Source organism: Geodermatophilus sp. SYSU D00879 (assembly GCF_054050375.1).
The window spans coordinates 1-24,559 of the sequence record NZ_JBJGZF010000032.1 but is presented as its reverse complement, the minus strand read 5'-3'; the positions used below and the strand labels follow the sequence as shown (position 1 = coordinate 24,559).

The 24,559-nt window shown below is 74.4% G+C and carries 21 protein-coding genes; 16 read left to right on the top strand and 5 right to left on the bottom strand.

Going from position 1 to position 24,559, the window contains the following annotated elements:
* Window positions 1-61: 61 nt before the first annotated feature.
* Both ACI79B_RS22685 and ACI79B_RS22680 read right to left on the bottom strand, forming a co-directional pair.
* Window positions 62-727 carry a DUF2461 domain-containing protein gene (locus ACI79B_RS22685; RefSeq protein ID WP_456930336.1) on the bottom strand — a complete coding sequence of 222 codons (666 nt, stop codon included), beginning with the start codon at window positions 725-727 and terminating at the stop codon, window positions 62-64.
* The gene (locus tag ACI79B_RS22680) at window positions 724-1,308 is read right to left on the bottom strand and encodes an N-acetyltransferase family protein (protein ID WP_456930335.1); all 585 of its coding nucleotides are present in this window, start codon (window positions 1,306-1,308) and stop codon (window positions 724-726) included. Before ACI79B_RS22680 ends, ACI79B_RS22685 begins: the two co-directional genes overlap by 4 nt.
* A 65-nt stretch (window positions 1,309-1,373) precedes the next feature.
* Between ACI79B_RS22680 and ACI79B_RS22675 the strand changes: the two genes are divergently transcribed.
* Genes ACI79B_RS22675 through ACI79B_RS22655 form a run of 5 tightly spaced genes read left to right on the top strand, consistent with a single transcriptional unit; the run spans window position 1,374 to window position 6,613 of the window.
* Window positions 1,374-2,606 carry a winged helix-turn-helix domain-containing protein gene (locus ACI79B_RS22675; RefSeq protein ID WP_456930334.1) on the top strand — a complete coding sequence of 411 codons (1,233 nt, stop codon included), beginning with the start codon at window positions 1,374-1,376 and terminating at the stop codon, window positions 2,604-2,606.
* A gap of 11 nt (window positions 2,607-2,617) precedes the next feature.
* Window positions 2,618-3,430 carry a thymidylate synthase gene (locus tag ACI79B_RS22670; protein ID WP_456930333.1) on the top strand — a complete coding sequence of 271 codons (813 nt, stop codon included), beginning with the start codon at window positions 2,618-2,620 and terminating at the stop codon, window positions 3,428-3,430.
* Window positions 3,431-3,452: 22 nt separating this feature from the next.
* The gene (locus ACI79B_RS22665) at window positions 3,453-3,974 is read left to right on the top strand and encodes a dihydrofolate reductase (RefSeq protein WP_456930332.1); all 522 of its coding nucleotides are present in this window, start codon (window positions 3,453-3,455) and stop codon (window positions 3,972-3,974) included.
* A 10-nt stretch (window positions 3,975-3,984) separates the two neighbouring features.
* Window positions 3,985-4,881: a 4-hydroxy-tetrahydrodipicolinate synthase gene (dapA, locus tag ACI79B_RS22660; RefSeq protein ID WP_456930331.1), complete on the top strand. Its 897-nt coding sequence runs from the start codon at window positions 3,985-3,987 to the stop codon at window positions 4,879-4,881.
* Window positions 4,882-4,900: 19 nt separating this feature from the next.
* Window positions 4,901-6,613, top strand: a complete 1,713-nt coding sequence (locus tag ACI79B_RS22655) for a ribonuclease J (protein ID WP_456930330.1) — start codon at window positions 4,901-4,903, stop codon at window positions 6,611-6,613.
* A gap of 4 nt (window positions 6,614-6,617) precedes the next feature.
* Here the strand turns inward: ACI79B_RS22655 and ACI79B_RS22650 are convergent, their stop codons facing one another.
* Window positions 6,618-8,561, bottom strand: a complete 1,944-nt coding sequence (locus ACI79B_RS22650) for a dipeptidyl-peptidase 5 (protein WP_456930329.1) — start codon at window positions 8,559-8,561, stop codon at window positions 6,618-6,620.
* A 73-nt stretch (window positions 8,562-8,634) separates the two neighbouring features.
* Here ACI79B_RS22650 and ACI79B_RS22645 point away from each other — a divergent pair, with 73 nt between their 5' ends.
* The 10 genes from ACI79B_RS22645 (at window position 8,635) to ACI79B_RS22600 (ending at window position 21,593) form a co-directional block, all read left to right on the top strand.
* Entirely contained in the window at window positions 8,635-11,190 is a 2,556-nt protein-coding gene (locus ACI79B_RS22645) for a DNA translocase FtsK (RefSeq protein ID WP_456930328.1), read from the top strand.
* 68 nt (window positions 11,191-11,258) lie between these two features.
* The gene (gene rimO, locus ACI79B_RS22640) at window positions 11,259-12,695 is read left to right on the top strand and encodes a 30S ribosomal protein S12 methylthiotransferase RimO (RefSeq protein WP_456930327.1); all 1,437 of its coding nucleotides are present in this window, start codon (window positions 11,259-11,261) and stop codon (window positions 12,693-12,695) included.
* 7 nt (window positions 12,696-12,702) lie between these two features.
* Window positions 12,703-13,365: a CDP-diacylglycerol--glycerol-3-phosphate 3-phosphatidyltransferase gene (gene pgsA, locus ACI79B_RS22635; RefSeq protein ID WP_456930326.1), complete on the top strand. Its 663-nt coding sequence runs from the start codon at window positions 12,703-12,705 to the stop codon at window positions 13,363-13,365.
* A gap of 157 nt (window positions 13,366-13,522) precedes the next feature.
* Complete coding sequence (locus tag ACI79B_RS22630; RefSeq protein WP_456930325.1) at window positions 13,523-13,936, top strand: helix-turn-helix domain-containing protein; 414 nt, start codon at window positions 13,523-13,525, stop codon at window positions 13,934-13,936.
* Window positions 13,937-14,066: 130 nt separating this feature from the next.
* Entirely contained in the window at window positions 14,067-15,296 is a 1,230-nt protein-coding gene (locus ACI79B_RS22625) for a DUF4032 domain-containing protein (RefSeq protein WP_456930324.1), read from the top strand.
* Window positions 15,297-15,509: 213 nt separating this feature from the next.
* Window positions 15,510-16,778 (top strand): extracellular solute-binding protein, encoded by a 1,269-nt coding sequence (locus ACI79B_RS22620; RefSeq protein ID WP_456930323.1) that lies wholly within the window; start codon window positions 15,510-15,512, stop codon window positions 16,776-16,778.
* A complete protein-coding gene (locus ACI79B_RS22615; RefSeq protein ID WP_456930322.1) occupies window positions 16,775-17,737 on the top strand; it encodes a carbohydrate ABC transporter permease in 963 nt (320 codons plus the stop codon). Before ACI79B_RS22620 ends, ACI79B_RS22615 begins: the two co-directional genes overlap by 4 nt.
* Window positions 17,737-18,570, top strand: coding sequence for a carbohydrate ABC transporter permease (locus ACI79B_RS22610; RefSeq protein WP_456930321.1), 834 nt, complete (start codon window positions 17,737-17,739; stop codon window positions 18,568-18,570). The genes ACI79B_RS22615 and ACI79B_RS22610 overlap by 1 nt, the downstream gene beginning before the upstream one ends.
* Before the next feature lie 48 nt (window positions 18,571-18,618).
* A complete protein-coding gene (locus ACI79B_RS22605) occupies window positions 18,619-19,941 on the top strand; it encodes an ABC transporter ATP-binding protein (RefSeq protein ID WP_456930320.1) in 1,323 nt (440 codons plus the stop codon).
* Window positions 19,942-19,961: 20 nt separating this feature from the next.
* A complete protein-coding gene (locus ACI79B_RS22600; RefSeq protein ID WP_456930319.1) occupies window positions 19,962-21,593 on the top strand; it encodes a glycoside hydrolase family 13 protein in 1,632 nt (543 codons plus the stop codon).
* Between the two features lie 6 nt (window positions 21,594-21,599).
* Here ACI79B_RS22600 and ACI79B_RS22595 read toward each other — a convergent pair whose 3' ends face one another.
* Window positions 21,600-22,610, bottom strand: a complete 1,011-nt coding sequence (locus ACI79B_RS22595) for a PfkB family carbohydrate kinase (protein ID WP_456930318.1) — start codon at window positions 22,608-22,610, stop codon at window positions 21,600-21,602.
* Between the two features lie 194 nt (window positions 22,611-22,804).
* On the opposite strand from ACI79B_RS22595, the gene ACI79B_RS22590 reads away from it, so the two are divergent.
* Window positions 22,805-23,635 (top strand): PspA/IM30 family protein, encoded by an 831-nt coding sequence (locus ACI79B_RS22590; RefSeq protein ID WP_456930317.1) that lies wholly within the window; start codon window positions 22,805-22,807, stop codon window positions 23,633-23,635.
* Between the two features lie 51 nt (window positions 23,636-23,686).
* Here the strand turns inward: ACI79B_RS22590 and ACI79B_RS22585 are convergent.
* Window positions 23,687-24,559: DNA-formamidopyrimidine glycosylase family protein (locus tag ACI79B_RS22585; protein WP_457000250.1), on the bottom strand; the 873-nt coding region annotated here is incomplete at its 5' end.

Genomic DNA, 24,559 nt, shown 5'->3' with positions numbered 1-24,559 from the left:
CCCGCCACCATCCGGTGGCGGGGCCCTTCTGCACTCCGTCAGAACGGCAACAGGTGTTCGTTCAGCGCCGACGGATCTCCTTCGTCGTCGCGCCGACGTTGTCCGCCAGCCAGGCGTTGAGCGCGACGAGGTCCCGCCAGGCGGTGCGGACCTGCTCGAGCGCCTCGCGCCCGTGCAGCCACTCGGCGAAGTCGAAGAGCCGGCCGGCGTGCAGGGACCGGTGCCGCAGCAGGTCCGCGCGGGCGTCGTCGTCCAGGTCGTAGCCCTTGGGCACCCGGGTGAGGCGGTCGCCGTCGACGGACCAGCCGGCCGCGGCCAGGCGGCCCACCTCGTCCCGCAGACGCGGGCCCTGGACGTCGTCGGCGACGGCCCGGCGGTAGCGCTCGACCTGGTCGGACTCCAGTCGCCAGGCGCCGCCCGCGACGCGCAGGCCCGCGGCGGAGATCTCGACGTACCAGGCACCCGCGCCCCGGCCCTCCGGGTTGGCGACGGCCCCCTGGTGTGTCTTGTACGGCGTCTTGTCGTTGCTGAAGCGGACGTCCCGATAGGGGCGGAAGAGCTTCGCCGGGCCGAACTCCGCGGCCAGCTCGTCGACGAGGGCCTGCATGGGCCCCCGGACGCAGGTGTCGTACACGGCGCGGTGCCGCGTCCAGTAGGTCTTCGAGTTGTCCGCCTCCAGGCCCTCGTAGAACACCAGGCCCTCGTCGGGGAAGCCCTGGAACGTCATGCGTCTCCTCCCAGCAGGGTGTGCCAGCGGACCTCGCGCAGCGGGACCCCGGCGGCGTCGAGGGTGCGTGCCCAGCCGTCCCGGTCCCATCCGGCCGACTCGAGGAAACCGGCCGTGACCCGGTCGGCCTCGGGCACCCAGGCGGTCAGCCGTGCCGCACCGGTGCCGGCGGCCAGGTCGGCCACCGCCGCGAGCAGCCGGCTGCCGTGCCCCCGCCGTCCCCACCGCGGCTCCACCAGGAGGACCGCGAGCTCGGTCGTCGGGCCGGCCGGGTGCGGCTGCTCGCCGTCGGCCAGCTCGGCGGGACCGAACGCGGCGAAGCCGACCACCCGGCCGTCGTCCAGGGCGACCAGCACCCCGTGCGCGGCGGTGGGCGGAGCGGTGATCGCCGCGCGCCAGGCGGCCTCGGCGGCCGCGGCGTCCCAGCCCTCGAGCGCGGCCGGCGGCAGGACGTCGCGGTAGGCGGTGCGCCAGGTGTCGCCCTGCACGCGTGCCACCTCGGCGGCGTCCGCGGCGACGGCGGGGCGCACGGACACGTCCGCGGTGCCGGTCAGGCGCGGGAAGGCCGGGCGGGGGTCCACGCCGGGCAGCCTAGGTCGGGGAGCGCGGAGGCGGACCGTCACCGGTGCACGGCAGGATCGGCGGCGTGCCCGCCCCCGTCGCCGACCGGCTGCCCGCTGCCCTCGCCCGGCGCATCGCCCTGGCCGCGCAGGGCTTCGCCGACCCGCGTCCCACCGGGGTGGTCGACAGCCGGCAGCTGCGGCGGATGGTCGACCGGCTCGGCGTCGTGCAGATCGACTCGGTCAACGTGCTGTCCCGGTCGCACTACCTGCCGGCGTTCAGCCGGCTCGGCGCCTACCGCCGGGCGGTCCTCGACGACTTCACCGCCCGCCGGCACGAGCTGTTCGAGTTCTGGGCGCACGAGGCGTCCTTCCTCCCGGTGCGGCTGCACCCGTACCTGCGCTGGCGCATGGCGGCCGCCGAGGAGCACGCCTGGGGCTCGATGGTGCGCATCCAGCGCGAGCGGCCGGGCTACGTGGCCGAGGTGCTCGACCGGGTGCGGGAGGGCGGCCCCACCAAGGCCAGCGACCTCGCCGAGCCCCGCCCGGACCGGCCGGGGCAGATGTGGAACTGGCACGCCGGCAAGGTCGCCCTCGAGTGGCTCTTCTACACCGGCGTGCTCACCGCGCGGGCGCGGACGACGTCGTTCGAGCGGGTCTACGACCTCACCGAGCGGGTCCTGCCCGCCGCCGTCCTGCGGACCCCGACGCCGGACCCCGCCGACGCCGTCCGCGAGCTCGTGCGCACCGCCGCCCGCGCGCTCGGCGTGGCCACCGAGCGGGACCTGCGCGACTACTTCCGGCTGCGGCCCGCGCAGGCGCGGCAGGCGATCGCCGAGCTCGCCGACGCGGGGGAGCTGCTGCCGGTCGAGGTGGCCGGGTGGGGCGCGCCCGCCTGGCTGGACCCGGCCGCCCGCCGGCCCCGGTGGATCCGCGCCCGTGCGCTGCTGTCCCCGTTCGACTCGCTGGTGTGGGAGCGGCCGCGGGTCGAGCGCATCTTCGGCTTCCGCTACCGGCTGGAGATCTACACGCCCGCCGCGCAGCGGGTGCACGGGTACTACGTGCTCCCGTTCCTGCTCGGCGACCGCCTGGTGGCGCGGGTCGACCTCAAGGCCGACCGCCAGGCCGGCGTGCTCCGGGCGCAGGCCACCCACGCCGAGGACGGCGTCGACCGCGCCGAGGTCGCCGCCGCGCTGGCCGAGGAGCTGCGGCTGATGGCGGACTGGCTGGAGCTCGACGACGTCGCCGTGGCCGACCGCGGGGACCTGGCGGCCGACCTCACCGCCGCGCTGCCCGCTCCGCGCCCCGTGGTCGCCTAGGCTCGACGCCCGTGGTGAGCAACGGACCGGTGGACACGCAGTACGAGGACCTCCTGCGGCGGATCCTCGAGACCGGCACGCCGAAGTCCGACCGGACCGGGACCGGCACGGTCAGCACCTTCGGCGAGCGGCTGCGCTACGACCTGTCGACCGCGTTCCCGCTCGTCACGACGAAGAAGGTGCACTTCCGGTCCGTGGCGGTCGAGCTGCTGTGGTTCCTGCGCGGCGACGGCAACGTCCGCTGGCTGCAGGAGCACGGCGTCACCATCTGGGACGAGTGGGCCGACGCGAACGGCGACCTCGGGCCGGTCTACGGCGTCCAGTGGCGCTCCTGGCCCACCCCCGACGGCGGCACGGTCGACCAGATCCAGGGCGTCCTCGACACGCTGCGCAAGGACCCCGACTCCCGGCGCATGGTCGTGTCGGCGTGGAACGTCGCCGCGCTGCCGGAGATGGCGCTGGCCCCCTGCCACGCGCTGTTCCAGTTCGCCGTCCACGACGGCCGGCTGTCCTGCCAGCTCTACCAGCGCAGCGCCGACATGTTCCTCGGCGTCCCGTTCAACATCGCCAGCTACGCGCTGCTGACCCGCATGGTCGCCGCGCAGGTCGGGCTGGAGCCGGGCGAGTTCATCTGGGTCGGCGGCGACTGCCACGTCTACAGCAACCACGTCGAGCAGGTGCGCGAGCAGCTCTCCCGCGAGGTCCGGCCGTTCCCGACGCTGGAGATCGCCCCGGCGCCGTCTCTGTTCGACCACACCCTCGAGTCGTTCACCCTGCACGGCTACGACCCGCACCCGGCCATCCGCGCCGCCGTGGCCGTGTGACCGTGCGCAGGACTCGGCGCCGATGGGCATAGCCTGCATCTGGGCGCAGGCGCACGACCGGGTCATCGGTGCCGGCGGCGCCCTGCCCTGGCACCTGCCCGAGGACCTGCGGCTGTTCAGGCGCCTGACCGGCGGCGGCACCGTCGTCATGGGGCGGCGCACCTGGGAGTCGCTGCCCGCGCGCAACCGGCCGCTGCCGGGCCGGGTGAACGTCGTCCTCACCACCGACCCGGACTGGTCGGCCGACGGCGCGGAGCGGGCCGGCTCGGTCACCTCCGTGCTCGCCGCGCACCCGGACTGCTGGGTGATCGGCGGCGCGGCCGTCTACTCGGCGTTCCTCCCGCACGCGCACCGGCTGGTCGTGACCGACGTCGACCTCGCCGTCGACGGCGACACCCGCGCCCCCGTCCTCGACGACGGCTGGCGCCGGGCGTCCCGCACGCCGGACGCGGGGTGGGAGACCTCGACGACCGGGCTGCGGTACGCGGTCTCCGAGTTCCGGCGGGACGCTGCCGGGACCGGGACGCCCGCGGCCGGTCGGTAGATTCCTCGGCATGACCACCGACCCCGCCCGGCCGTTCGGACGTGTCATCACGGCGATGGTCACCCCGCTCGCGGAGGACGGCTCGATCGACCTCGCCGGGGCCCAGGAACTGGCCGCGCACCTGGTCGACCGGCAGGCCCACGACGGCCTCGTCGTCCTCGGCACCACCGGGGAGGCCCCCACGCTGAGCGACGGGGAGCAGCACGCCGTCCTCGAGGCGGTCATCGACGCGGTCGGCGACCGCGCCTCCGTGGTCGCGGGCGTCGGCACCAACGACACCGCGCACACCATCGAGAACGCACGCCGGGCCGAGCGGCTGGGTGCCGACGGCCTGCTCGTCGTCACCCCGTACTACAACAAGCCGCCGCAGGCCGGGCTGCTGCGCCACTTCACCGCGGTCGCCGACTCCACCGACCTGCCGGTGATGCTCTACGACATCCCGCCGCGCTCGGTCGTGCCGATCGAGGTGGAGACGCTGGTCCGCGCCGCCGAGCACCCGCGCATCGTCGCGGTGAAGGACGCCAAGTCCGACTTCGGCGCGCTCGCCTGGACGCTGGCCCGCACCGACCTCGCCTACTACTGCGGCGAGGACATGGTCAACCTGCCGATGCTGGCCCTCGGCGCCGTCGGCGTGGTCAGCGTCGTCGGCCACCTGGCCGGCCCCCGCCTCGCTGAGCTGATCGCCGCGGTCGAGTCCGGCGACCTGGCCAAGGCGCGCGAGGTCAACGAGACCCTGCTGCCGCTGTACACCGGCATCTTCCGCACCCAGGGCGTCATCATGGTGAAGGCGGCGCTGCGCGAGCTGGGGCTGCCCGCCGGCCCCGTGCGCCCCCCGCTCGTCGACGCCACGCCCGAGCAGATCGCGCAGCTGCGCGCCGACCTCGCCGACGGAGGCATCCCCCTGTGAGCCCTGCGAGCACCGCCCCGTGACCATCAGCTCCGCCGGCACCGCCGGTCAGCCGCACCTGGACCTCAAGACGCCGCCCCCGCTGCCCGCCGGCGGCCTGCGGGTCATCGCGCTCGGCGGGCTCGGCGAGATCGGCCGCAACATGGCCGTGGTCGAGTTCGACGGGAAGCTGCTGGTCATCGACTGCGGGGTGCTCTTCCCCGAGGCCGAGCAGCCCGGCGTCGACCTGATCCTGCCCGACTTCGGGGTCATCGAGCACCGCCTCGACGACGTCGTCGCCGTCGTCCTCACCCACGGGCACGAGGACCACATCGGCGCGATCCCCTACCTGCTGCGGCTGCGCGGGGACATCCCGCTGGTCGGCTCGCGGTTCACCCTCGCCCTGGTGGCGGCCAAACTGCGCGAGCACCGGCTGGTGCCGACCCTGGTCGAGGTCGCAGCGGGCGACGACCACGTCGCCGGGCCGTTCCACTGCGAGTTCATCGCGGTCAACCACTCGATCCCCGACGCGCTGGCCGTCGCCGTCCACACGCCCGCGGGCGTGCTGGTGCACACCGGTGACTTCAAGATGGACCAGCTCCCGCTCGACGGCGTCCTCACCGACCTCGGCGCCTTCGCCCGGCTGGGCCTCGAGGGCATCGACCTGCTGCTGGCCGACTCGACCAACGCCGAGATCCCCGGGTTCGTCACGCCCGAGCGGTCGATCGGGCCGGTGCTCGAGGACGTCTTCCGCCGCGCCACCCAGCGGCTGATCGTGTCCAGCTTCGCCAGCCACGTGCACCGCATCCAGCAGGTGCTCGACGCCGCGGAGACGCACGGCCGCAAGGTCGCCCTGGTCGGTCGCTCGATGGTCCGCAACATGGGCGTGGCCCGGGACCTGGGACTGCTGCGGGTCGCGCCGGGGCTGACGGTGAGCCTGGACGAGGCGACGAGCATGCCGCCGGAGCAGGTGGTGCTGATCAGCACCGGCTCGCAGGGCGAGCCGCTGTCGGCGCTCGGGCGCATGGCCCGCGGCGAGCACCACCAGGTGACCATCGAGGCCGGCGACACGATCGTGCTGGCCTCCTCGCTGGTGCCCGGCAACGAGACCGCCGTCTACAAGGTCATCAACGGGCTGGCCCGGCTCGGCGCCACCGTCGTGCACAAGGAGACCGCCCGCGTGCACGTCTCCGGGCACGCCCCGGCCGGTGAGCTGCGCACCCTGCTCAACGTCGCCAAGCCGCGCTACCTGATGCCGGTGCACGGGGAGTGGCGGCACCTGCGGGCGCACGCCGCGCTGGCCGAGGAGACCGGCATGACCGCCGACCGGGTCCTCCTCGCCGAGGACGGCGTGGTGGTGGACCTGGTCGACGGCAAGGCCTCGATCACCGGGTCCGTGCCCGTGGGCAACGTCTACGTCGACGGCCTCAACGTGGGCGACGTCGGCGAGGAGTCGCTGCAGGAGCGGCGGATCCTCGGCGACGAGGGCTTCGTGGCGCTGACCGTGGTGATCGAGCCCTCGACGGGCACGATCGTCCGGCCGGTGCACCTGTCCACCCGCGGCTTCTCCGACGACCCGAGCGCCTTCGACGAGGTGCTGCACCTGGTCGAGGACAACCTCAAGCGGGAGCTCGCCGACGGTCAGCGCGACGCCCACCGGCTGTCGCAGACGATCCGCCGGACGGTCGGCAAGTGGGTGTCCGACACCCACCGCCGCCGCCCGATGATCATCCCGACGGTGCTCGAGGTCTGAGCGGCTAGCGCACCACCTCGATCGGCGAGATCCCCTCGCCGGCCGGCAGGTCGAAGCCCCACACCTGCGCGTAGAAGGACAGCTCGCCGTCGAGGGCGGCGCGGATGTTCTCCGCGCGCCGGAAGCCGTGCTGCTCGCCGTCGAACAGCAGGTAGGCGTGCGGCACGCCCTTCTCCCGCAGCGCCGCGACCATCACCTCGGCCTGCTCCGGCGGGACGACGCGGTCCTCGGCGCCCTGGAACACCGCCAGCGGGGTGTCCAGCGCGTCGACCTGCGTGATCGGCGAGCGCTCGGCGTAGACGTCGGCGCCCTCCGGCCACGGCGCGACCAGCCCGTCGAGGTAGCGGGACTCGAACTTGTGCGTGTCCGAGGCCAGGGCACCGAGGTCGGCCACGCCGAAGTGGCTGGCGCCGGCGGTGAAGACGCCGGGCCGCAGGGTGAGCGCGGCCAGCGTCGTGTAGCCGCCGGCCGAGCCGCCGCGGATGGCCGTGCGGGCGGGGTCCACCCGGCCGGCGTCGGCGAGGAAGCGGGCGCAGGCGACGACGTCGTCGAGGTCGACGACGCCCCACCGGCCCTGCAGCGCGTCGCGGTAGCGGCGGCCGTAGCCGGTCGAGCCCCGGTAGTCGACGTGCGCCACGCAGAACCCGCGCGAGGTGAAGTACTGGATCTCCAGGTCCAGCACGCGCGGGTGGGCCGACGTCGGGCCGCCGTGCACCATCACGAGCAGCGGCGGCAGGTCGCCCTCGGGCGCGGTGGCCTCCGGGTTCGCCGGCGGGTAGACCGCGGCGTGCGCCTCGGCGATGCCGGTGCCGCGCTCCTCGGTCGGGAAGGTCAGGTGCTCCGGCGCGGAGAACCAGGCCGGGTCCAGCCCGAGGTCGCGCGCCGGGCGCAGCACGTCGCTGCGCCCGGAGAGGTCCGCGCGCAGCACCACGGGCTCGCTCGCCGGGCTGCCGGCCACGCAGACGACGCCGTCGCCGAGCGCGGTGAGGTACCGCAGGGCGGTCCACCGGGGCAGCGCCACCTGCCGCGTGGTGCCGTCGGCCTCCACCACGACCAGCCGGTCCCCGCCCTCGCCGCCGGCCGCGGCGACCACCCGGCCGCCGGGCAGCAGGACGAACCGGCGGGCGCCGAAGACCCACTGCGGCCCGGCGATCTCGGTGCCGGTGTCGAGGACCAGCTCCGCCTCGCCGCCCGGTCGCCACCGCCACAGCGACCACACGTCGGTGCGGTCGCAGCAGAACCAGAGGGTGCCGTCGTCGGCCCAGGTGGGCTGCACCGCCGACTCGCCCGGACCGCCCGCGACCACGGTCTCGGTGCCGTCGGCGGCGCGGACGACCAGCTGCGCGGCGTCCCAGGGCATGGCCGGGTGGTCCCACTGCAGCCAGGCCAGCTGCCCGTCGGGGCCGGGCCGGGGGTCGGAGACGAAGTCCGGCCCGCTGACCAGCACCTCGGCGGTGCCGTCCGGCGCCAGCCGCACCACCTCGTCGACGACGTCGGCCGCGGCGCCGGAGGCGGTGTGCGTCTCCCGGACGGCGAGCAGCGCGCCGCCGGCGTCCGGGGTCAGGTCGGCGTACCGCACCCCGGCCGGCAGCTCCGGCTCGGGCGTGACGGCGACGGGTGCCTCGTCGCCGGGGGACAGCCGGTACAGCCGCTGGTCGTCGAAGTGGGTGAACCACAGCGTGCCGCCGGCGACCGCCCACGCCGCCCCGCCGTACTCGTGCACCCGGGTGCGGGCGTTCCAGGGGGAGGGGAGGACGTCGGTCGTGGTGCCGTCGGCCGCGCGCCGCACCAGCGCCGACCGGCCGCCCTCACCGGGGCGTGACTCGGACCACCAGACGTCGCCGCCGTCGACGGCGACCTCACCGAGGCGCGCGGCCGCTCGGACGACGAGTGCCGAGGTGATCGGGGTGGGCCAGCTGCCGTACGGGACGGGGGAGGAGGTCGGCATGCAGCGACCGTAGGCCGGGGACACGATCACGCGCCTTCCTGGGAGGACGCCGGCCGGCGGCTACCGTCGACACATGCCTGCCCGCACCACGCCCTCGCGCCGGCCGGCCGGCTCGGCCCCGAAGGGCCGGTCCGGGTCGACGGCCTCCGGCAAGCGGCCGGCCTCGCGCACGCCCGCCCGCAACGGCAACCGCAAGCCGCCCGCCCGCAAGCCCGCCCCCAAGCAGGGGCCGGGCGCGGCCGCCGGCGCCTTCCGGGCCGCCGCGGGTGCCTGGTCCCTGGTCGCCCGCGGCGCCGGCGGGCTGGCCCGCTCGATCGCCCGCCCGGAGGAGGCCGAGCCGCTGGCCCCCGAGCACCGCCGCGACGGCGCCGGCCTCGCCGTCCTCGGGCTCGCTGTCGTGCTCGGCGCCGCCGCGTGGTTCGACGGCATCGGCCCCGTGGGCGCGGGCCTGGCCGCCGGCGTCCGCTGGATCGTCGGCTCCCTGCTCGTCGTCCTGCCCGCGCTGCTGTTCCTCGTCGCGCTGCGGCTGCTGCGCCGCGCGCCGCGCCCGGAGGCCCGCGGCCGGCTGGCCATCGGCTGGGTGTGCGCCACGCTCGCGGTGCTCGGCATCGCCTCCGTCGTCGGCACCCCCGCCGACCCGATGGGCGGGGAGCCCGGCTCAGGCGGCCTGGTCGGCTGGGCCGTCGGGACGCCGCTGACCGCGGGGCTCGGTGCCGTCGTGGCCGTCGTGCTGCTCTCCCTGCTCGCCGTCTTCGCGGTCCTGGTGCTCACCGGGACCCCGCTGCACCAGGTGCCCGAGCGGCTGCGCGAGCTCGTCGGCCGGGGCGACGACGAGGAGTGGGACGAGGACGGCTACGACGAGGACTGGGCCGAGGAGGAGCCGGAGGCGCCGGTCAAGCCGCGCCGCTCGAAGCGCGCCGCGCTGGCCGAGGTCCTCGACGAGGACGCCCCCGACCTCACCGCCACCGGCCCGATCGACCACGTGCCCACGGCGGACGTGCGGGAGGCCGTCCGGCACGAGCCCGCGCCCGAGCCGGCACCCGCCGCGCCCCGGCGGCCGGCCGTCGTCGACCGGACGACGCCGCCGGAGGACCTCCCGCCGGTCGAGGAGCCGCAGCAGCTGGTCATCGAGCCGGTCGAGGGCGACTACGTGCTGCCCTCGATCAACTCGCTGCGCCCGGGCACGCCGCCGCGGGCCCGCTCGCAGGCCAACGACGCCGCCATCGAGGCGATCACCGGTGTCCTCGAGCAGTTCAACGTCGACGCCGCGGTCACCAGCTTCACCCGCGGCCCGACGGTCACCCGCTACGAGATCGAGCTCGGTCCCGCGGTCAAGGTCGAGAAGATCACCGCGCTGACCAAGAACCTCGCGTACGCGGTCGCCAACGACAACATCCGCATCCTCGCCCCGATCCCGGGCAAGTCCGCGGTCGGCGTCGAGGTGCCCAACACCGACCGCGAGACCGTCAGCCTCGGCGACGTCATGCGGTCCACGGTGGCCAAGCAGGACCCGCACCCGATGCTCGTGGGCCTGGGCAAGGACATCGAGGGCGGCTTCGTCTGCGCCAACCTCGCGAAGATGCCGCACCTGCTCGTCGCCGGCGCCACCGGCTCCGGCAAGTCCAGCTGCGTCAACTCGGTGCTGGTGTCGCTGCTGCTGCGTGCCACGCCCGACCAGCTGCGGATGATCCTGGTCGACCCGAAGATGGTCGAGCTCACGCCCTACGACGGCATCCCGCACCTGATCACGCCAATCATCACCGACCCGAAGAAGGCGGCCACCGCGCTGGCCTGGCTGGTCGAGGAGATGGAGCAGCGCTACCAGGACATGCGCGCGTCCGGCGTCCGGCACATCGACGACTTCAACCGCAAGGTCGAGCGCGGCGAGATCGTGGCGCCGCCGGGCAGCGAGCGCGTCTACCGGCCCTACCCGTACATCCTCGCGATCGTCGACGAGCTCGCCGACCTCATGATGGTCGCCCCGCGCGACGTCGAGGAGTCGATCGTCCGCATCACGCAGAAGGCGCGCGCGGCCGGCATCCACCTCCTGCTCGCCACCCAGCGGCCCTCGGTCGACGTCGTCACCGGCCTGATCAAGGCCAACGTGCCCTCGCGGCTGGCGTTCTCCACCTCCAGCCTCACCGACAGCCGGGTCATCCTCGACCAGCCGGGCGCGGAGAAGCTGATCGGCATGGGTGACGCCCTGTTCCTGCCGATCGGCGCCGGCAAGCCGATCCGCGTGCAGGGCGCCTACGTGTCCGACGCCGAGATCGAGGCGGTCGTCGAGTTCACCAAGCGCCAGGCCGAGCCGGAGTACCGCGAGGAGGTCTTCAGCGCCGCGCAGGGCGAGAAGAAGGAGATCGACGAGGACATCGGCGGGGACCTGGACCTGCTCTGCCAGGCCGTCGAGCTCGTGGTCACCAGCCAGTTCGGCTCGACGTCGATGCTGCAGCGCAAGCTGCGGGTCGGCTTCGCCAAGGCCGGCCGGCTCATGGACCTCATGGAGACCCGGGGCGTCGTCGGCCCGTCGGAGGGCTCCAAGGCCCGCGACGTGCTGGTCAAGCCCGACGAGCTGGAGTCGGTCCTGTTCACGCTGCGTGGCGGGACCCTCCCCGCGGGAGAGGACTGAGCGGGGGAGCGGGCGGCGTTCCCCCCGCACGACGGGGGAGGGTGGCGCCCGGCGCCTACGATGGGCCGGTGACAGCTCCGACCGGCCCCGCCCGCACGGTGGCGGTGGTGACCCTCGGCTGCGCCCGCAACGAGGTCGACTCCGAGGAGCTGGCCGGCCGCCTGGCCGCCGACGGCTACCGACTGGTCGAGGACCCCGAGGGCGCCGACGCCGTCCTGGTCAACACCTGCGGGTTCATCGAGTCGGCCAAGAAGGACTCGGTCGACGCCATCCTCGCGGCCACCGACAGCGGCGCCGAGGTGGTCGCCGTCGGGTGCATGGCCGAGCGCTACGGCTCCGAGCTGGCCGGGGCGCTGCCCGAGGCCACCGTGCTCGGCTTCGACGACTACGCCGCGATCGGTGACCGGCTCGACGACGTCCTCGCCGGCCGGCCGCTGGTCCCGCACTCGCCGCGCGACCGCCGCACGCTGCTGCCGATCAGCCCGGTGGCCCGCACCGCCGCGGCGGCCTCCGCCGAGGCGCCGGCCATCCCCGGCCACGGCTGGGTGCAGCGCCGCCGGCTGGCCTCCGGTCCCTCCGCCGCGCTCAAGCTCGCCTCCGGCTGCGACCGGCGGTGCGCCTTCTGCGCCATCCCGGCCTTCCGCGGCTCGTTCGTCTCCCGGCCCCCGGCCGAGGTCCTCGGCGAGGCCCGCTGGCTGGCCGAGCAGGGCGTGACCGAGCTGGTGCTGGTCAGCGAGAACTCCACCTCCTACGGCAAGGACCTCGGCGACCTGCGCTCCCTGGAGCGGCTGCTGCCGCAGCTGGCCGCGGTCGAGGGCATCGCCCGGGTGCGGGTGGCCTACCTGCAGCCGGCCGAGCTGCGCCCCGGCCTGCTCGAGGTCATCGCCGGGACCGACGGCGTCGCGCCGTACTTCGACCTGTCGTTCCAGCACTCCTCGCCCGGCCTGCTGCGCCGGATGCGCCGGTTCGGCGGCACCGACGACTTCCTCGCGCTGATCGAGCGCGCCCGGTCGCTGGCGCCCACGGCCGGGTTCCGCACCAACGTCATCCTCGGCTTCCCGGGGGAGACCGAGGACGACGTCGCCGAGCTCGAGCGCTTCCTCACCGAGGGCCGGCTCGACGCCGTCGGGGTGTTCGGCTACTCCGACGAGGAGGGCACCGAGGCGATCGGCCTGCCGGGCAAGCTCGGCCGGGCCGAGATCGACGCCCGCGTCCGGCGGATCACCGACCTGGTCGAGGAGCTCACCGCCCAGCGCGCCGAGGACCGCGTCGGCGAGCGCGTCGAGGTGCTGCTCACCGAGGACCTGTCGGCGGAGGAGGGCCCGGGCGTCTGGGCCGGGCACGCCGCCCACCAGGACCCCGACGCCGACGGCACGACCACGGTGACCGGCGTCCCCGCCGACGCCCGGCCCGGGCAGCTGCTCGCGGCCGAGGTGGTCGGCACCGAGGGCGTCGACCTGGTCGCGGCCGCCCTCGAGCCCGCCTCCCTCCCGGCCGGGCGGTGAGCGGGCGGTGAGCGCCGTCCTGCCGGACCCCGCGGCGACCCCGCCGCAGTCGGCCAGGCTGGTCAACCTGCCGAACGCGCTCACCGTCCTGCGGCTGGCCCTGGTGCCGGTGTTCGCCGTCCTGCTCCTGTCCGACGGCGGCATGGACGACGACCGCCGCGTGTGGGCGACGGTGTTCTTCGCGCTGGCGATCATCACCGACCGCTACGACGGGCTCATCGCGCGCCGCACCGGCCAGGTGACCGAGTTCGGCAAGCTCGCCGACCCGATCGCCGACAAGGCGCTCACCGGGACCGCGCTGGTCGGGCTCTCGGTGCTCGGGCTGCTGCCCTGGTGGGTGACGCTGACCATCCTCGTCCGCGAGGTCGGCGTGACCCTGCTGCGGTTCTGGGTCATCCGGCACGGCGTCATCGCCGCCAGCCGCGGCGGCAAGGCCAAGACCGTCGTCCAGGCCCTGGCCATCGGGCTGTACACCCTGCCGCTGACCGGGGTGCTGGCCAGCGCCCGCTGGTGGGTCATGGCGGCCGCGGTCGTGCTCACGCTGGTCACCGGCCTCGACTACGTCTACCGGGCGCTGACCCTGCGCCGCACCAGCGCCCGCGCCATGCGCGCCGCCGCCGCGCGGCGCGCCGCCGGGCCCACCGGCTCGGTCACCGACAGCGCGGCCTGAGGCCGGGGCCGCCCGGGAAGTGCGTGCCGGCCTGCGGCGTTACGCCATGAGCGGACGCGTCCCCGTCGGCTCCGTCCCGAGCGGGCGGGCCGCGTACCGTGGGCGCACGGCACCCGCGGGTGCCGCCGCTCTTCCCTCTGCCAGACAGGAGACGGCCATGACGCTGCTGCGCACCCAGCTCGGGCGGACCCTGCGCGGTCACCGGCTGCAGCAGCGGCGCACGCTGCGCGACGTCTCCGGTGCCGCCCGGGTGAGCCTGGGCTACCTCTCCGAGGTCGAGCGCGGGCAGAAGGAGGCCTCCTCCGAGCTGCTCGCCTCCATCTGCGACGCCCTCGACGTCGAGCTCGCCGACCTGCTCGCCGAGGTCAGCTCCGGCCTGCGGGGCTCCGACACCCGCGTCCGCCCGCTGGCCCCCACCGGCACCGCCCCCGCCGAGGAGGCCGCGGCCGAGCCGGCCGCCGCGTCGGCGCCCACCCCCGAGGCCGCACCCGTCGCCGAGCCCGCGCTCGCGCTGGTCGGCGCCGAGAAGCCGGCCCGCGCCGGGCTGCGCGCCGTCTCGCTCGCCGCGTAGCCGCCCACCGCGGCGGGCGCGCCGCCCCGCCGTGGTGCCGGGCGTCGCGCCCCCCGCCGTGGCAGGGTGATCCCGGGGGGACCGCTCACCGGCGGGCGGTCGGCTGCTCCGGGAACCTGCGGAGGTCGCCGTGCGGTACCTGTTCCGGCCACCGGGGACCGAGGGTGCCCGGCTGCTCGCGCTGCCGTGGCACCAGCCGCTGGAGGAGTGGGACCCGGACCTGCTCCTCGAGGTCCCGCAGCGCGGCATCTCCCGGCACGTCGTCCGCTTCGTCGCCGAGCAGGACCAGGTCTTCGCCCTCAAGGAGATCGCCGAGCCGCTGGCCCGGCACGAGTACGCGCTGCTCGGCGAGTTCGAGGAGGAGGGCCTGCCGGCGGTCTCGGTGCTCGGCGTGTGCGTGGACCGGCCCGGTGGCCAGGACGCGATCCTGGTGACCCGGTACCTCGAGTACTCGATGTCCTACCGCTACCTGTTCTCGCGGCCCAGCGCCCGGCAGTCGGTGGACCAGCTCATGGACACCATGGTGGTGCTGCTGGTGCGGCTGCACCTGGCCGGCGTCTTCTGGGGCGACTGCTCGCTGTCCAACACCCTCTTCCGCCTCGACGCCGGGGCGCTGGCCGCGCACCTGGTCGACGCCGAGACCGCCGAGCGGCACCCCCAGCTGTCCCGCGGCCAGCGCCACTACGACCTCGACCTCGCACGGGAGCGGGTCGGCGCGGAGCTGCTGGACCTGCAGTTCGGCGAGCTCCTGCCCGACGGCGTGGACCCCATCGAGGTGGCCGAGAGCCTGCCCCGCCGCTACGAGCTGCTGTGGGACGAGGTCACCCGCGAGGAGGTCTTCTCCGCCGACGAGCAGCGCTACCGGGTGGCCGAGCGGCTGCGGCGGCTCAACGACCTCGGCTTCGACGTCGGCGAGGTCGAGCTCGTCACCTCCGACGAGGGCGCCCGGCTCCGGGTCGAGACCCGGGTCTCCTCCCCGGGCCAGCACCGGCGGGAGCTGTTCCGGCTGACCGGCCTGGAGGTGCAGGAGAACCAGGCCCGCCGGCTGCTCAACGACCTGCGCTCCTACCGCGCCTACCTGGAGCAGAAGACGGGCCGGCCGGTGCCGCAGGCCGAGGCCAGCACCCGCTGGCTGACCGAGGTGTACCAGCCGGTCGTCGACGCGGTCCCCAAGGAGCTGGCCGGGCGCCTGGCGCCGGCCGAGGTGTTCCACGAGGTGCTCGAGCACCGGTGGTTCCTGTCCGAGCAGGCCGGCCGCGACGTCGGGGCGAGGAAGGCCCTCCGGTCCTACCTCGAGAACGTGCTCTCCCGGACCCCCGAGGAGATCACCACGCCGTCGGTCATCGCCCGGCGCACCTGAGGCGGATCGCCGCCGCTGCCGCAGGTCACGGCCGGTTAACGGCCGGGTTGCGCGCTCCTGTGATCAGGGCCACGGTACTGATCACGCGGTGATCGTCGGTGCTCGCCGAAACGGAGGCGATGAGTCTTGTCCATCGCAGGACGGATCCCGGAGACCGGAGCCGGTCGACCACACCGGAGCGGGCGCAGGCGGCGACGCCGCGCACTGGGCAGCATGGCCACCGCGGCAGTGGTGGCGTCCACGCTGGCCGCCTGCGGCGGTGACGGGGGAGACGGCGGGACCCCGACCCTGACCTGGTACATCAACCCCGACTCCGGTGGCCAGGCGACGATCGCCGAGCGCTGCTCCGAGGAGTCGGACGGGGCCTACACGATCGAGGTGTCCCAGCTCCCTCGTGACTCGCCCGCCCAGCGCGAGCAGCTGGTCCGCCGGCTGGCGGCAGAGGACCAGTCGATCGACCTCATGAGCCTCGACGTCGTCTTCCCGCCGGAGTTCGCCCAGGCGGGCTTCCTCGCCCCCGTCCCGGAGGACGTCGCGCAGGAGGTCAGCGAGGGGGTGTTCGAGGGCGCGCTGGACTCCGCCACGTGGGACGGCGAGCTCGTCGCGATCCCCTTCTGGTCCAACACCCAGCTCCTCTGGTACCGGAAGTCCGTGGCGGAGGCGGCGGGGCTCGACATGACCCAGCCGGTCACCTGGGAGCAGCTGATCGAGGCCGCGGAGGGCCAGGACAAGCTCCTCAGCGCCCAGGGCCGGCGGTCGGAGTCCCTGATGGTGTGGTTCAACGCGCTCCTCGAGTCCGCCGGTGGCCAGTACATCGTCGAGAGCGGGGACACCCCCGAGAGCATCCAGTTCGGTCTCGCCACTCCCGAGGCCGACCGCGCCGCCGAGGTGATGGCCGCCGTGGCCAACTCCTCCGCGGTCGGCCCCGGCTTCACCACGTCCAACGAGGACACCAACGCGAGCGAGTTCGAGAGCGACGACGCAGGCTTCATGGTCAACTGGCCGTTCGTCTACGCCCAGGGCGTCGGCAAGGTCGAGGCCGGGACGCTGGACCAGTCGGCGATCGACGACTACGGCTGGGCGCTGTACCCCGCCGTCGACGAGGGGACGCCGAGCGCGCCTCCCCTGGGCGGGATCGACATCGCCGTGTCGGCGTTCAGCCGGTACCCCGACCTCGCCTACGAGGCGGTCAGCTGCATCGTCCAGGACGAGAACCAGGCCGAGTACATGGTGACCAACGGCAACCCGGCGTCGTCGGTCGCGGTGTACGACGACCCCGAGGTGCAGGAGGCCTACCCGATGGCCGACACCATCCGCGAGTCCCTGGAGCTGGCGGCGTCCCGCCCGCTCACGGCCTACTACAGCGAGGTCCTGGGGTCCTTCCTCCGCGAGTACCACCCACCGGGCTCGGTCGACGACCAGACCGGTGAGCGAACGGAGACCCTGACCCAGGCCATCCTCTCAGGGGAGCAGCTGCTATGAGTCAGACGACGCTGCCGCCGGTCGAGAAGACCCAGCCGGTCTCGGCGCCCCGCGGCACGATCAGCGACCGGTCCCGGGCCGAGCGCAAGCTCGGCTGGATGCTGGCCGGCCCGGCCTTCGTGGTCATGCTGTTGGTGACCGCCTACCCGATCATCCAGGCGGTCTACTACTCGCTGTTCAACTACCGGCTGACCGACCCCGAGAACCGGTCCTTCGACGGCCTCGGCAACTACTGGGTGATCCTCACCGACGGCGTGTGGTGGCAGGCCATCCTCGTCACCGTGATCATCACGGTGGTCACGGTGGCCGTCGAGCTGGTGCTCGGCTTCGCCCTGGCCCTGGTGATGGCCAAGGCCCTCAGCTCGATCCGCCCGGTGGTCCGGGCTGCCATCCTGATCCCCTACGCGGTGATCACGGTCGTGTCGGCCTACGCCTGGCAGTTCGCCTTCAAGATCAACACCGGCTTCGTCAACAGCTGGTTTGCCTGGCTGCCGGGCGTCAGCGACACCACCGACTGGTTCGGCGGCCAGGCCTCGTCGCTGTTCGTCATCTGCCTGGCCGAGATCTGGAAGACGACGCCGTTCATCTCGCTGCTGCTCCTGGCGGGCCTGGCCCAGGTCCCGGAGGTGCTGCAGGAGGCCGCCAAGGTGGACGGCGCCACCTGGTGGCAGCGCATGTGGCGGGTCACCATCCCCAACATGAAGGCCGCCATCATGGTGGCGCTGCTGTTCCGGACCCTGGACGCGTTCCGGATCTTCGACAGCATCTTCATCATGACCGCCGGCGCGAACAACACCGAGTCGGTCTCGTTCCTCGCCTACCGGCAGACGATCTCCCGGGTGGAGATCGGCCTCGGCTCGGCCGTCTCCGTGCTGCTCTTCCTGTCGGTGGTGCTCATCGCCTTCAGCTTCATCAAGGGATTCCGGGTCGACCTGGCCCAGGCACGAGGGGAGCGCTGATGTCGACCAAGGAGAAGACCTGGTGGTGGATCGGCGGCGCCCTGATCGTCCTCTACTGCCTGTTCCCGATCGCCTGGATCGTCTCGCTGTCGTTCAAGACGACGGCGGACCTCGCGAACAAGTCGTTCCTGCCGTCGGCCTGGACGTGGGAGAACTACTCGACGATCCTCACCGGCTCGGCGAGTGACCTGTTCCTGCCGGCGCTGCGCAACAGCTTCGGGATCTGCCTGATCGCGACGTTCATCTCGTGCATCCTCTCGATGTTCGCCGCGTACGCGATCGCCCGGCTGGACTTCCCGGGCAAGAGGCTCATCCTCGGCACCGCGCTGGCCGTGGCGATCTTCCCGGTCATCTCGATCGTCACGCCGCTGTTCAACCTGTGGCGGCAGATCGGGCTGTACGACACCTGGCCGGGCCTGATCATCCCCTACCTGTCGCTGACCCTGCCGATCTCCATCTGGACCATGTCGGCGTTCTTCCGGGAGATCCCCTGGGAGATGGAGCAGGCGGCCCAGGTCGACGGTGCGACCACCTGGCAGGCGTTCCGCAAGGTGATCGTCCCGCTGGCCGCGCCCGGGGTGTTCACCACGGCGATCATCGCCTTCTTCATCGCCTGGAACGACTTCGCGTACGGCATCTCGCTCACCTCGACGAACGCCGCCCGCCCCGTCCCGGCCGCGCTCGGCCTGTTCTCCGGCGCGTCCCAGTTCCAGGACCCCACCGGTGCCATCGCCGCGGCGGCGGTGATCGTCACCATCCCCGTCGTCGTCCTCGTGCTCCTGTTCCAGCGGCGCATCGTCGCCGGTCTCACCAACGGCGCGGTCAAGGGCTGACCCGGCCGTGCCCACCATCCCGCCGACCCATCGAGGGGACGAGATCTGATGGCCTCCATCGAGATGAAGAACATCGTCAAGCAGTACGGGGACGGCTACCCGGCCGTGAACGACGTCAGCCTGGACATCGCCGACGGCGAGTTCATGATCCTCGTCGGCCCGTCCGGCTGCGGGAAGTCGACGCTGCTGCGGATGATCGTCGGGCTCGAGGACATCACCAGCGGCGACATGCTCATCGGCGGCAAGCGCGTCAACGAGCTGGCGCCGCGCGAGCGCAACCTGTCGATGGTCTTCCAGAACTACGCGCTGTACCCGCACATGACGGTGTTCGAGAACATCGCCTTCCCGCTGCGGCTGTCGAAGACGCCGGACGACGAGGTCCGGCGCCGGGTGAACGAGGCCGCCGACGTGCTCGAGCTGAAGGAGCACCTCGAGCGCAAGCCGGCGAACCTCTCCGGTGGTCAGCGGCAGCGCGTCGCGATGGGCCGGGCCATCGTGCGCCAGGCGGAGGCGTTCCTCTTCGACGAGCCGCTGTCCAACCTCGACGCCAAGCTGCGCGGCCAGATGCGCACCGAGATCAGCCGGCTGCAGCGCCGGCTCGGCATCACGACCGTCTACGTCACCCACGACCAGACCGAGGCGATGACCCTCGGGGACCGGGTCTGCGTCCTGCGCAAGGGGAAGATCCAGCAGGTCGCCTCGCCGCGGGAGCTCTACGAGCAGCCGGTCAACCTCTTCGTCGCGGGCTTCATCGGCTCCCCGCCGATGAACTTCCTCCCGGCGACGCTGGAGGGCAACGCCCTGCAGACGCCGTTCGGGCAGGTGGAGCTCGACGAGAAGCGCGTCGCCGCCGTGCGCGGGCGCGACCTGCTGCTGGTCGGCATCCGGCCGGAGTACTTCGAGGACGCCTCGCTGGTCGACGAGGCCAAGCGGCCGCACGGGTCGGTCTTCCGCGCCCGCGTCGACGTGACCGAGTGGCTGGGCGACTCGCAGTACGCCTACATCCCCTACGAGGCACCGGAGGCGATCACCGCTCAGCTGCGCGACCTGTCGCGGGAGCTGGACTCCGAGGAGCTGCGCACCCAGGCGATCGTGTCGATCGACGCGACCAGCCGCATCCGCGAGGGCCGGGACGCGGAGTTCTGGCTCGACAGCCGGAAGATCCACGTCTTCGACCCGCAGACGGGTGAGAACCTCACCCGGGACGCCGAGGCCGGCGCCCGGCTCACCCAGCTGGCCGAGGAGGACCGGGTCGGGCAGGTGCAGGACGCGCAGGCCAGCGGGCAGACCGTCGGCTCCAGCGTCATCTCCGGGAGCACCGGGCCGTCCGGGTCCTCCGGGTCGTCCGGGGCCCACCGGGCGAGCGCCTGAGGGAGGACCGGAACCTCCCCGTGGACCACCGCCGCCCGTGGTGGCGGACGGCGGTGGTCTACGAGGTCTACATGCGCAGCTTCGCGGACGCGACCGGGGACGGGCTGGGCGACGTCCCCGGACTGCGCGGCCGGCTGCCGTACCTGGCCGACCTCGGCGTCGACGCCCTGTGGGTCACCCCCTGGTACCCGTCACCGATGGCCGACGGCGGCTACGACGTCGTCGACCACCGTGACGTCGACCCGCGGTTCGGCACCCTGGCCGACGTCGACGCGCTGCTCGCCGAGGCGCACGCGCTCGGGCTGCGCGTCGTCGTCGACCTCGTCGCCAACCACACCTCGGCCGAGCACCCCTGGTTCCGGGCCGCCCTCGCAGGGGGCCCGGCGGCGCCGGAGCGGGCGCGCTACTTCTTCCGGGACGGCCGCGCGGGCGGCACCGAGGCGCCCAACGACTGGATCAGCGCGTTCGGCGGGCCGGCCTGGACGCGGGTGCGCGAGCCCGACGGCCGGCCCGGGCAGTGGTACCTGCACCTGTTCGCCCCCGAGCAGCCAGACCTGGACTGGACCTCCCGGGAGGTGCAGGAGGAGTTCGACGGGATCGTGCGGTTCTGGCTCGACCGCGGGGTCGACGGGATCCGCGTGGACGCCGCGCCGGCGATGGCCAAGGTGCCCGGCCTGCCCGACGCCGGGCACGGCCCCGGCGCGGTCTTCGCCAGCAGCGAGTGGGTGGACAACCCGCACTGGGACGTCGACGCGGTGCACGAGGTCTTCCGCCGCTGGCGGCGCATCGGCGACACCTACGACGGCGACCGGCTGTTCGTCTCCGAGGCCGTCGTCCGCGGGCCCGAGCGGCTGGCCCGCTACGTGCGCCCGGACGAGCTGCACACCACCTTCAACTTCGACTACCTCAGGGCGCCGTGGGACGCCGGGGCCCTGCGCGCGGTGGTCGACGGCACCCTCGCGGCGCTCGCCCCCGTCGGCGCGCCGGCCACCTGGGTGCTGTCCAGCCACGACGAGACCCGGCACGTCACCCGCTTCGGCCGGGCGCACAGCGGCGCCGCCGTCATGGGCTTCGACGCCGCCGCGCCCGCCGACCTCGCCCTCGGGCTGCGGCGGGCGCGCGCCGCGGCGCTGCTGACGCTGGCCCTGCCCGGTGGGGCCTACCTGTACCAGGGGGAGGAGCTCGGCCTGCCCGAGGTGGAGGACCTGCCCGAGGAGGCGCTGCAGGACCCCACCTGGGAGCGGTCCGGGCGCACCGCGCGCGGCCGCGACGGGTGCCGCGTGCCGCTGCCGTGGTCGGGGGACCGGCCGCCGTTCGGGTTCGCGCCCGAGGGGGTCGCTCCGTGGCTGCCCCAGCCGGCGTCGTGGCGGGACCTCACCGTCGAGGCGCAGCGGGACGACCCGACGTCGACGTTCTCGCTGTACCGGGCGGCCCTGCGGCTGCGCCGCGAGCTGCTGGCCGAGGAGCCGCTGACCTGGCTGGACCGCGGCGCCGGCGTGCTGGCCTTCGACCGCGGGACGGCGCTGCGCTGCGTGGTCAACCTGTCCGCGGAGCGGGTCCCGCTGTCCGGGCTCGGGCGGGTGCTGCTCACCAGCGCCGCGGCCGGCGACGACCTGCCGCCGGACACCGCCGCCTGGCTGGCACCGGCCTAGGGAGGGTCAGCCGCGGGCGGCGGCCAGCTCCGCGGCGGTGGGCGGGTCGGCGCCGACCCGCGTGCAGGTGAGCGCGGCGGCCAGCGCGGCGTCGTGGACGAGGCGGAGCAGGTCGTCGTCGGACAGCGCCTCCAGCGCCGCGCGGGAGGTGACCCCGGCGGCCAGCAGCCCGGCGAAGAACCCGGCGGCGAGGGTGTCGCCGGCGCCGACGGTGTCGGCGACGGTCACCCGCGGCGGCTCGCGGTGCAGCAGCGGCCGGCCCGGGCGGGCGATCCGCAGCGGCGCCCCGCCGTCGGTGAGCAGCACCAGCGCCGGCCCGCGGCCGGCCCAGCGCTGCGCGGCGGCGTCGAGGTCACCGGCGGCCTCGGGCTCCAGCCAGCCGAGGTCCTCGGCGCTGACCTTGACCAGGTCGGCGACGGCGACCAGCCGGTCGAGCCGGGCCCGGACGGCGGCGGGGTCGTTGCCCAGCGTCGCGCCGACCGGGCCGCCGGCCAGCATCGGGCGCAGGTTGGGGTCGACGCTGACCAGCGCGCGGCCGGCCAGCCGCTCGGCCAGCCGGGCGATCGCGTCGCACCCGGGCGGCGTCCAGCTGGAGATGGAGCCGACGTGCAGCACCGCCGTCGTCTCGGGGACGACGGCGACCAGCTCCTCGTCGGTCCACTGCCAGTCGGCGGCGCCCTGCACGTGGAAGCCGTAGTCGGCGGACCCGTCCGGGCCCAGCCCGACGACGGCGAGGCTCACCGGCTCGGTCGCGGCCACCATGCCCCGGGTGTCGACGCCGGACAGCTCCGCGTGCCGCCTCAGCGCAGGCGCCAGCGGGCCGGTGCCCAGGCGGGCCAGCAGCGCCACCGGGGCACCCAGCCGCCCCGCGGCCACGGCGACGTTGAGGGCGTTGCCGCCCGGCCGCGCCACGTACTGCGGCGCGGTGCCCTCGGGACCGGCGTCGGCGTCCGGGACCGGCAGCAGGTCGACGACGAGCTCGCCGAGGACGGTGAGGGTGGGGACGGCGCTGTCCATCGGCCGACCCTAACCCGGCCGGGCCCGCTCCTCCGGGGATCCCCGGACGGGGGACGCCGGCCGGACCGGGGACGTCCCTGTTGGCCGGGACACCGTTCCTGCTGGGACGATGACGGGGAGAACCGCCGTGGCACCGCGGCGGTGCGGGAGCCAGGAGGCGGCGCGGGACCGCGCCGGAGCAGGAGGAGCCCAACATGCCCAACCCGATCGTCAAGCTCTGGCGGTACCTGACCGCGTCGGCCAACGCGCAGATCGACCAGCGGGCGGACCCGAAGATCCAGATCCAGCAGGCGATCGAGGCCGAGCAGCAGCGGCACCAGGCGCTGGCCAACCAGGCCGCCGCCGTCCTCGGCAACCAGCGGCAGCTGGAGATGCGGCTGAACCGGCAGCTCGGCGAGGTGGAGAAGCTGCAGGCCTCGGCCCGCCAGGCGCTGGTGCTGGCCGACCAGGCCCGCGGCCGGGGGGACGCGCCCAAGGCCGCCGAGTACGAGCAGGCCGCGCAGGCGTTCGCCACCCAGCTGGTCGCCGCCGAGCAGGCGATGGAGGACCTCAAGCGCAGCCACGACGAGGCGCTGCAGGCCGCCGAGCAGGCGCGCGGCGCCGTCGAGCAGAGCCGGATGCGGCTGCAGACGACGCTGGCCGAGCGCACCAAGCTCATGAGCCAGCTCGAGCAGGCCAAGATGCAGGAGCACGTGGCCGCCTCGATGCGCCAGGTCAACGAGCTGTCCGCGCCGGGGAACACCCCGAGCCTGGCCGAGGTCCGCGACAAGATCGAGGCCCGCTACGCCAACGCGCTCGGCCAGGCCGAGCTGGCGCAGACCTCCGTCGAGGGCCGCATGCTCGAGGTGCAGAAGGCGACCCTCGACGTCGCCGGCGCCTCCCGGCTGGAGCAGATCCGCGCGGCGATGGGCGGGCAGCCAGCCGTCGAGGGCGGCACCGGTGCTGCGGGGGCGATCGGCCCGGGCACGGCGTCGCCGTCGTTCGAGAAGACCGAGCAGACCGCTCAGCGTCCCGAGAACGCCTAGGTCCTGACGGCCGCGGGCCCGGCTCCCCCGGGAGCCGGGCCCGCGGCGTCCCTAGTGGGCGTTGGCCAGCGGCGGCGGGCGGCCGGGCTCGCCGGTGCGGGCCGCCGGGTCGACGGGCGCGTCGGTGGCCTGGCAGGTCGGGCACCAGTAGGTGATCCGCTCCTGCAGGTCCGGCCCCTGGTCGCCGCGCAGGATCGGGGTGCCGCAGCGGTAGCAGGGCTTGTCCTTGCGTCCGTACACCCAGTGGTCGCGGCCCCGGCGGAGGTCCCCGGTGGTGCTCTGCTCGGGGCGGTCCCGGTTGGCCAGCATCAGGGTGCGCGTGCGGTCGACCAGCCCGGGCAGGTCCTCGACGTCGGCCACCCGCATCCACGGGTGCACGCCGCAGACGAACAGCCCCTCGACCTTGTAGAGGTTCCCCGGCCCGCACAGGTTGCGCTGGTCGAGGATCGCGACGCCGATCTGCTCGTCGGGGTGCGACCGCAGCCGGCGCAGCGCCTCGTCGAGGTCCCAGTCCGGCCCGAGCACGTCGGGGCCGAGGTGGCCGACGACCTGGTCCTCGTCGGTGGTGCGGACCATCGTGACGTCGTGCAGCCGGTAGCCGACGCAGTCCCACTGGTCGGTGGCGAGGATCGCGCGGATGGAGAACGCCGGCCCGCCCCGCCACCGCGCGCCCTTGCGGTAGATGTGCCAGCTGCCGTCCATCCGGTAGTGGGTGCGCAGCGTCCAGCCGTCGGTGAACCGGGTGAGCATGTGCTTGCCGCGGGGGACCACCTCGCGGACCGTGCGGCCCGTGAGGTCGGTGGGGGGGGGGGGGGGGGGGGGGGGGGGGGGGGCGCGCGGCGGGGGGGGGGGGGGGGGGGGGGGGGGGGGGGGGGGGGGGGGGGGGGGGGGGGGGGGGGGGGGGGGGGGGGGGGGGGGGGGGGG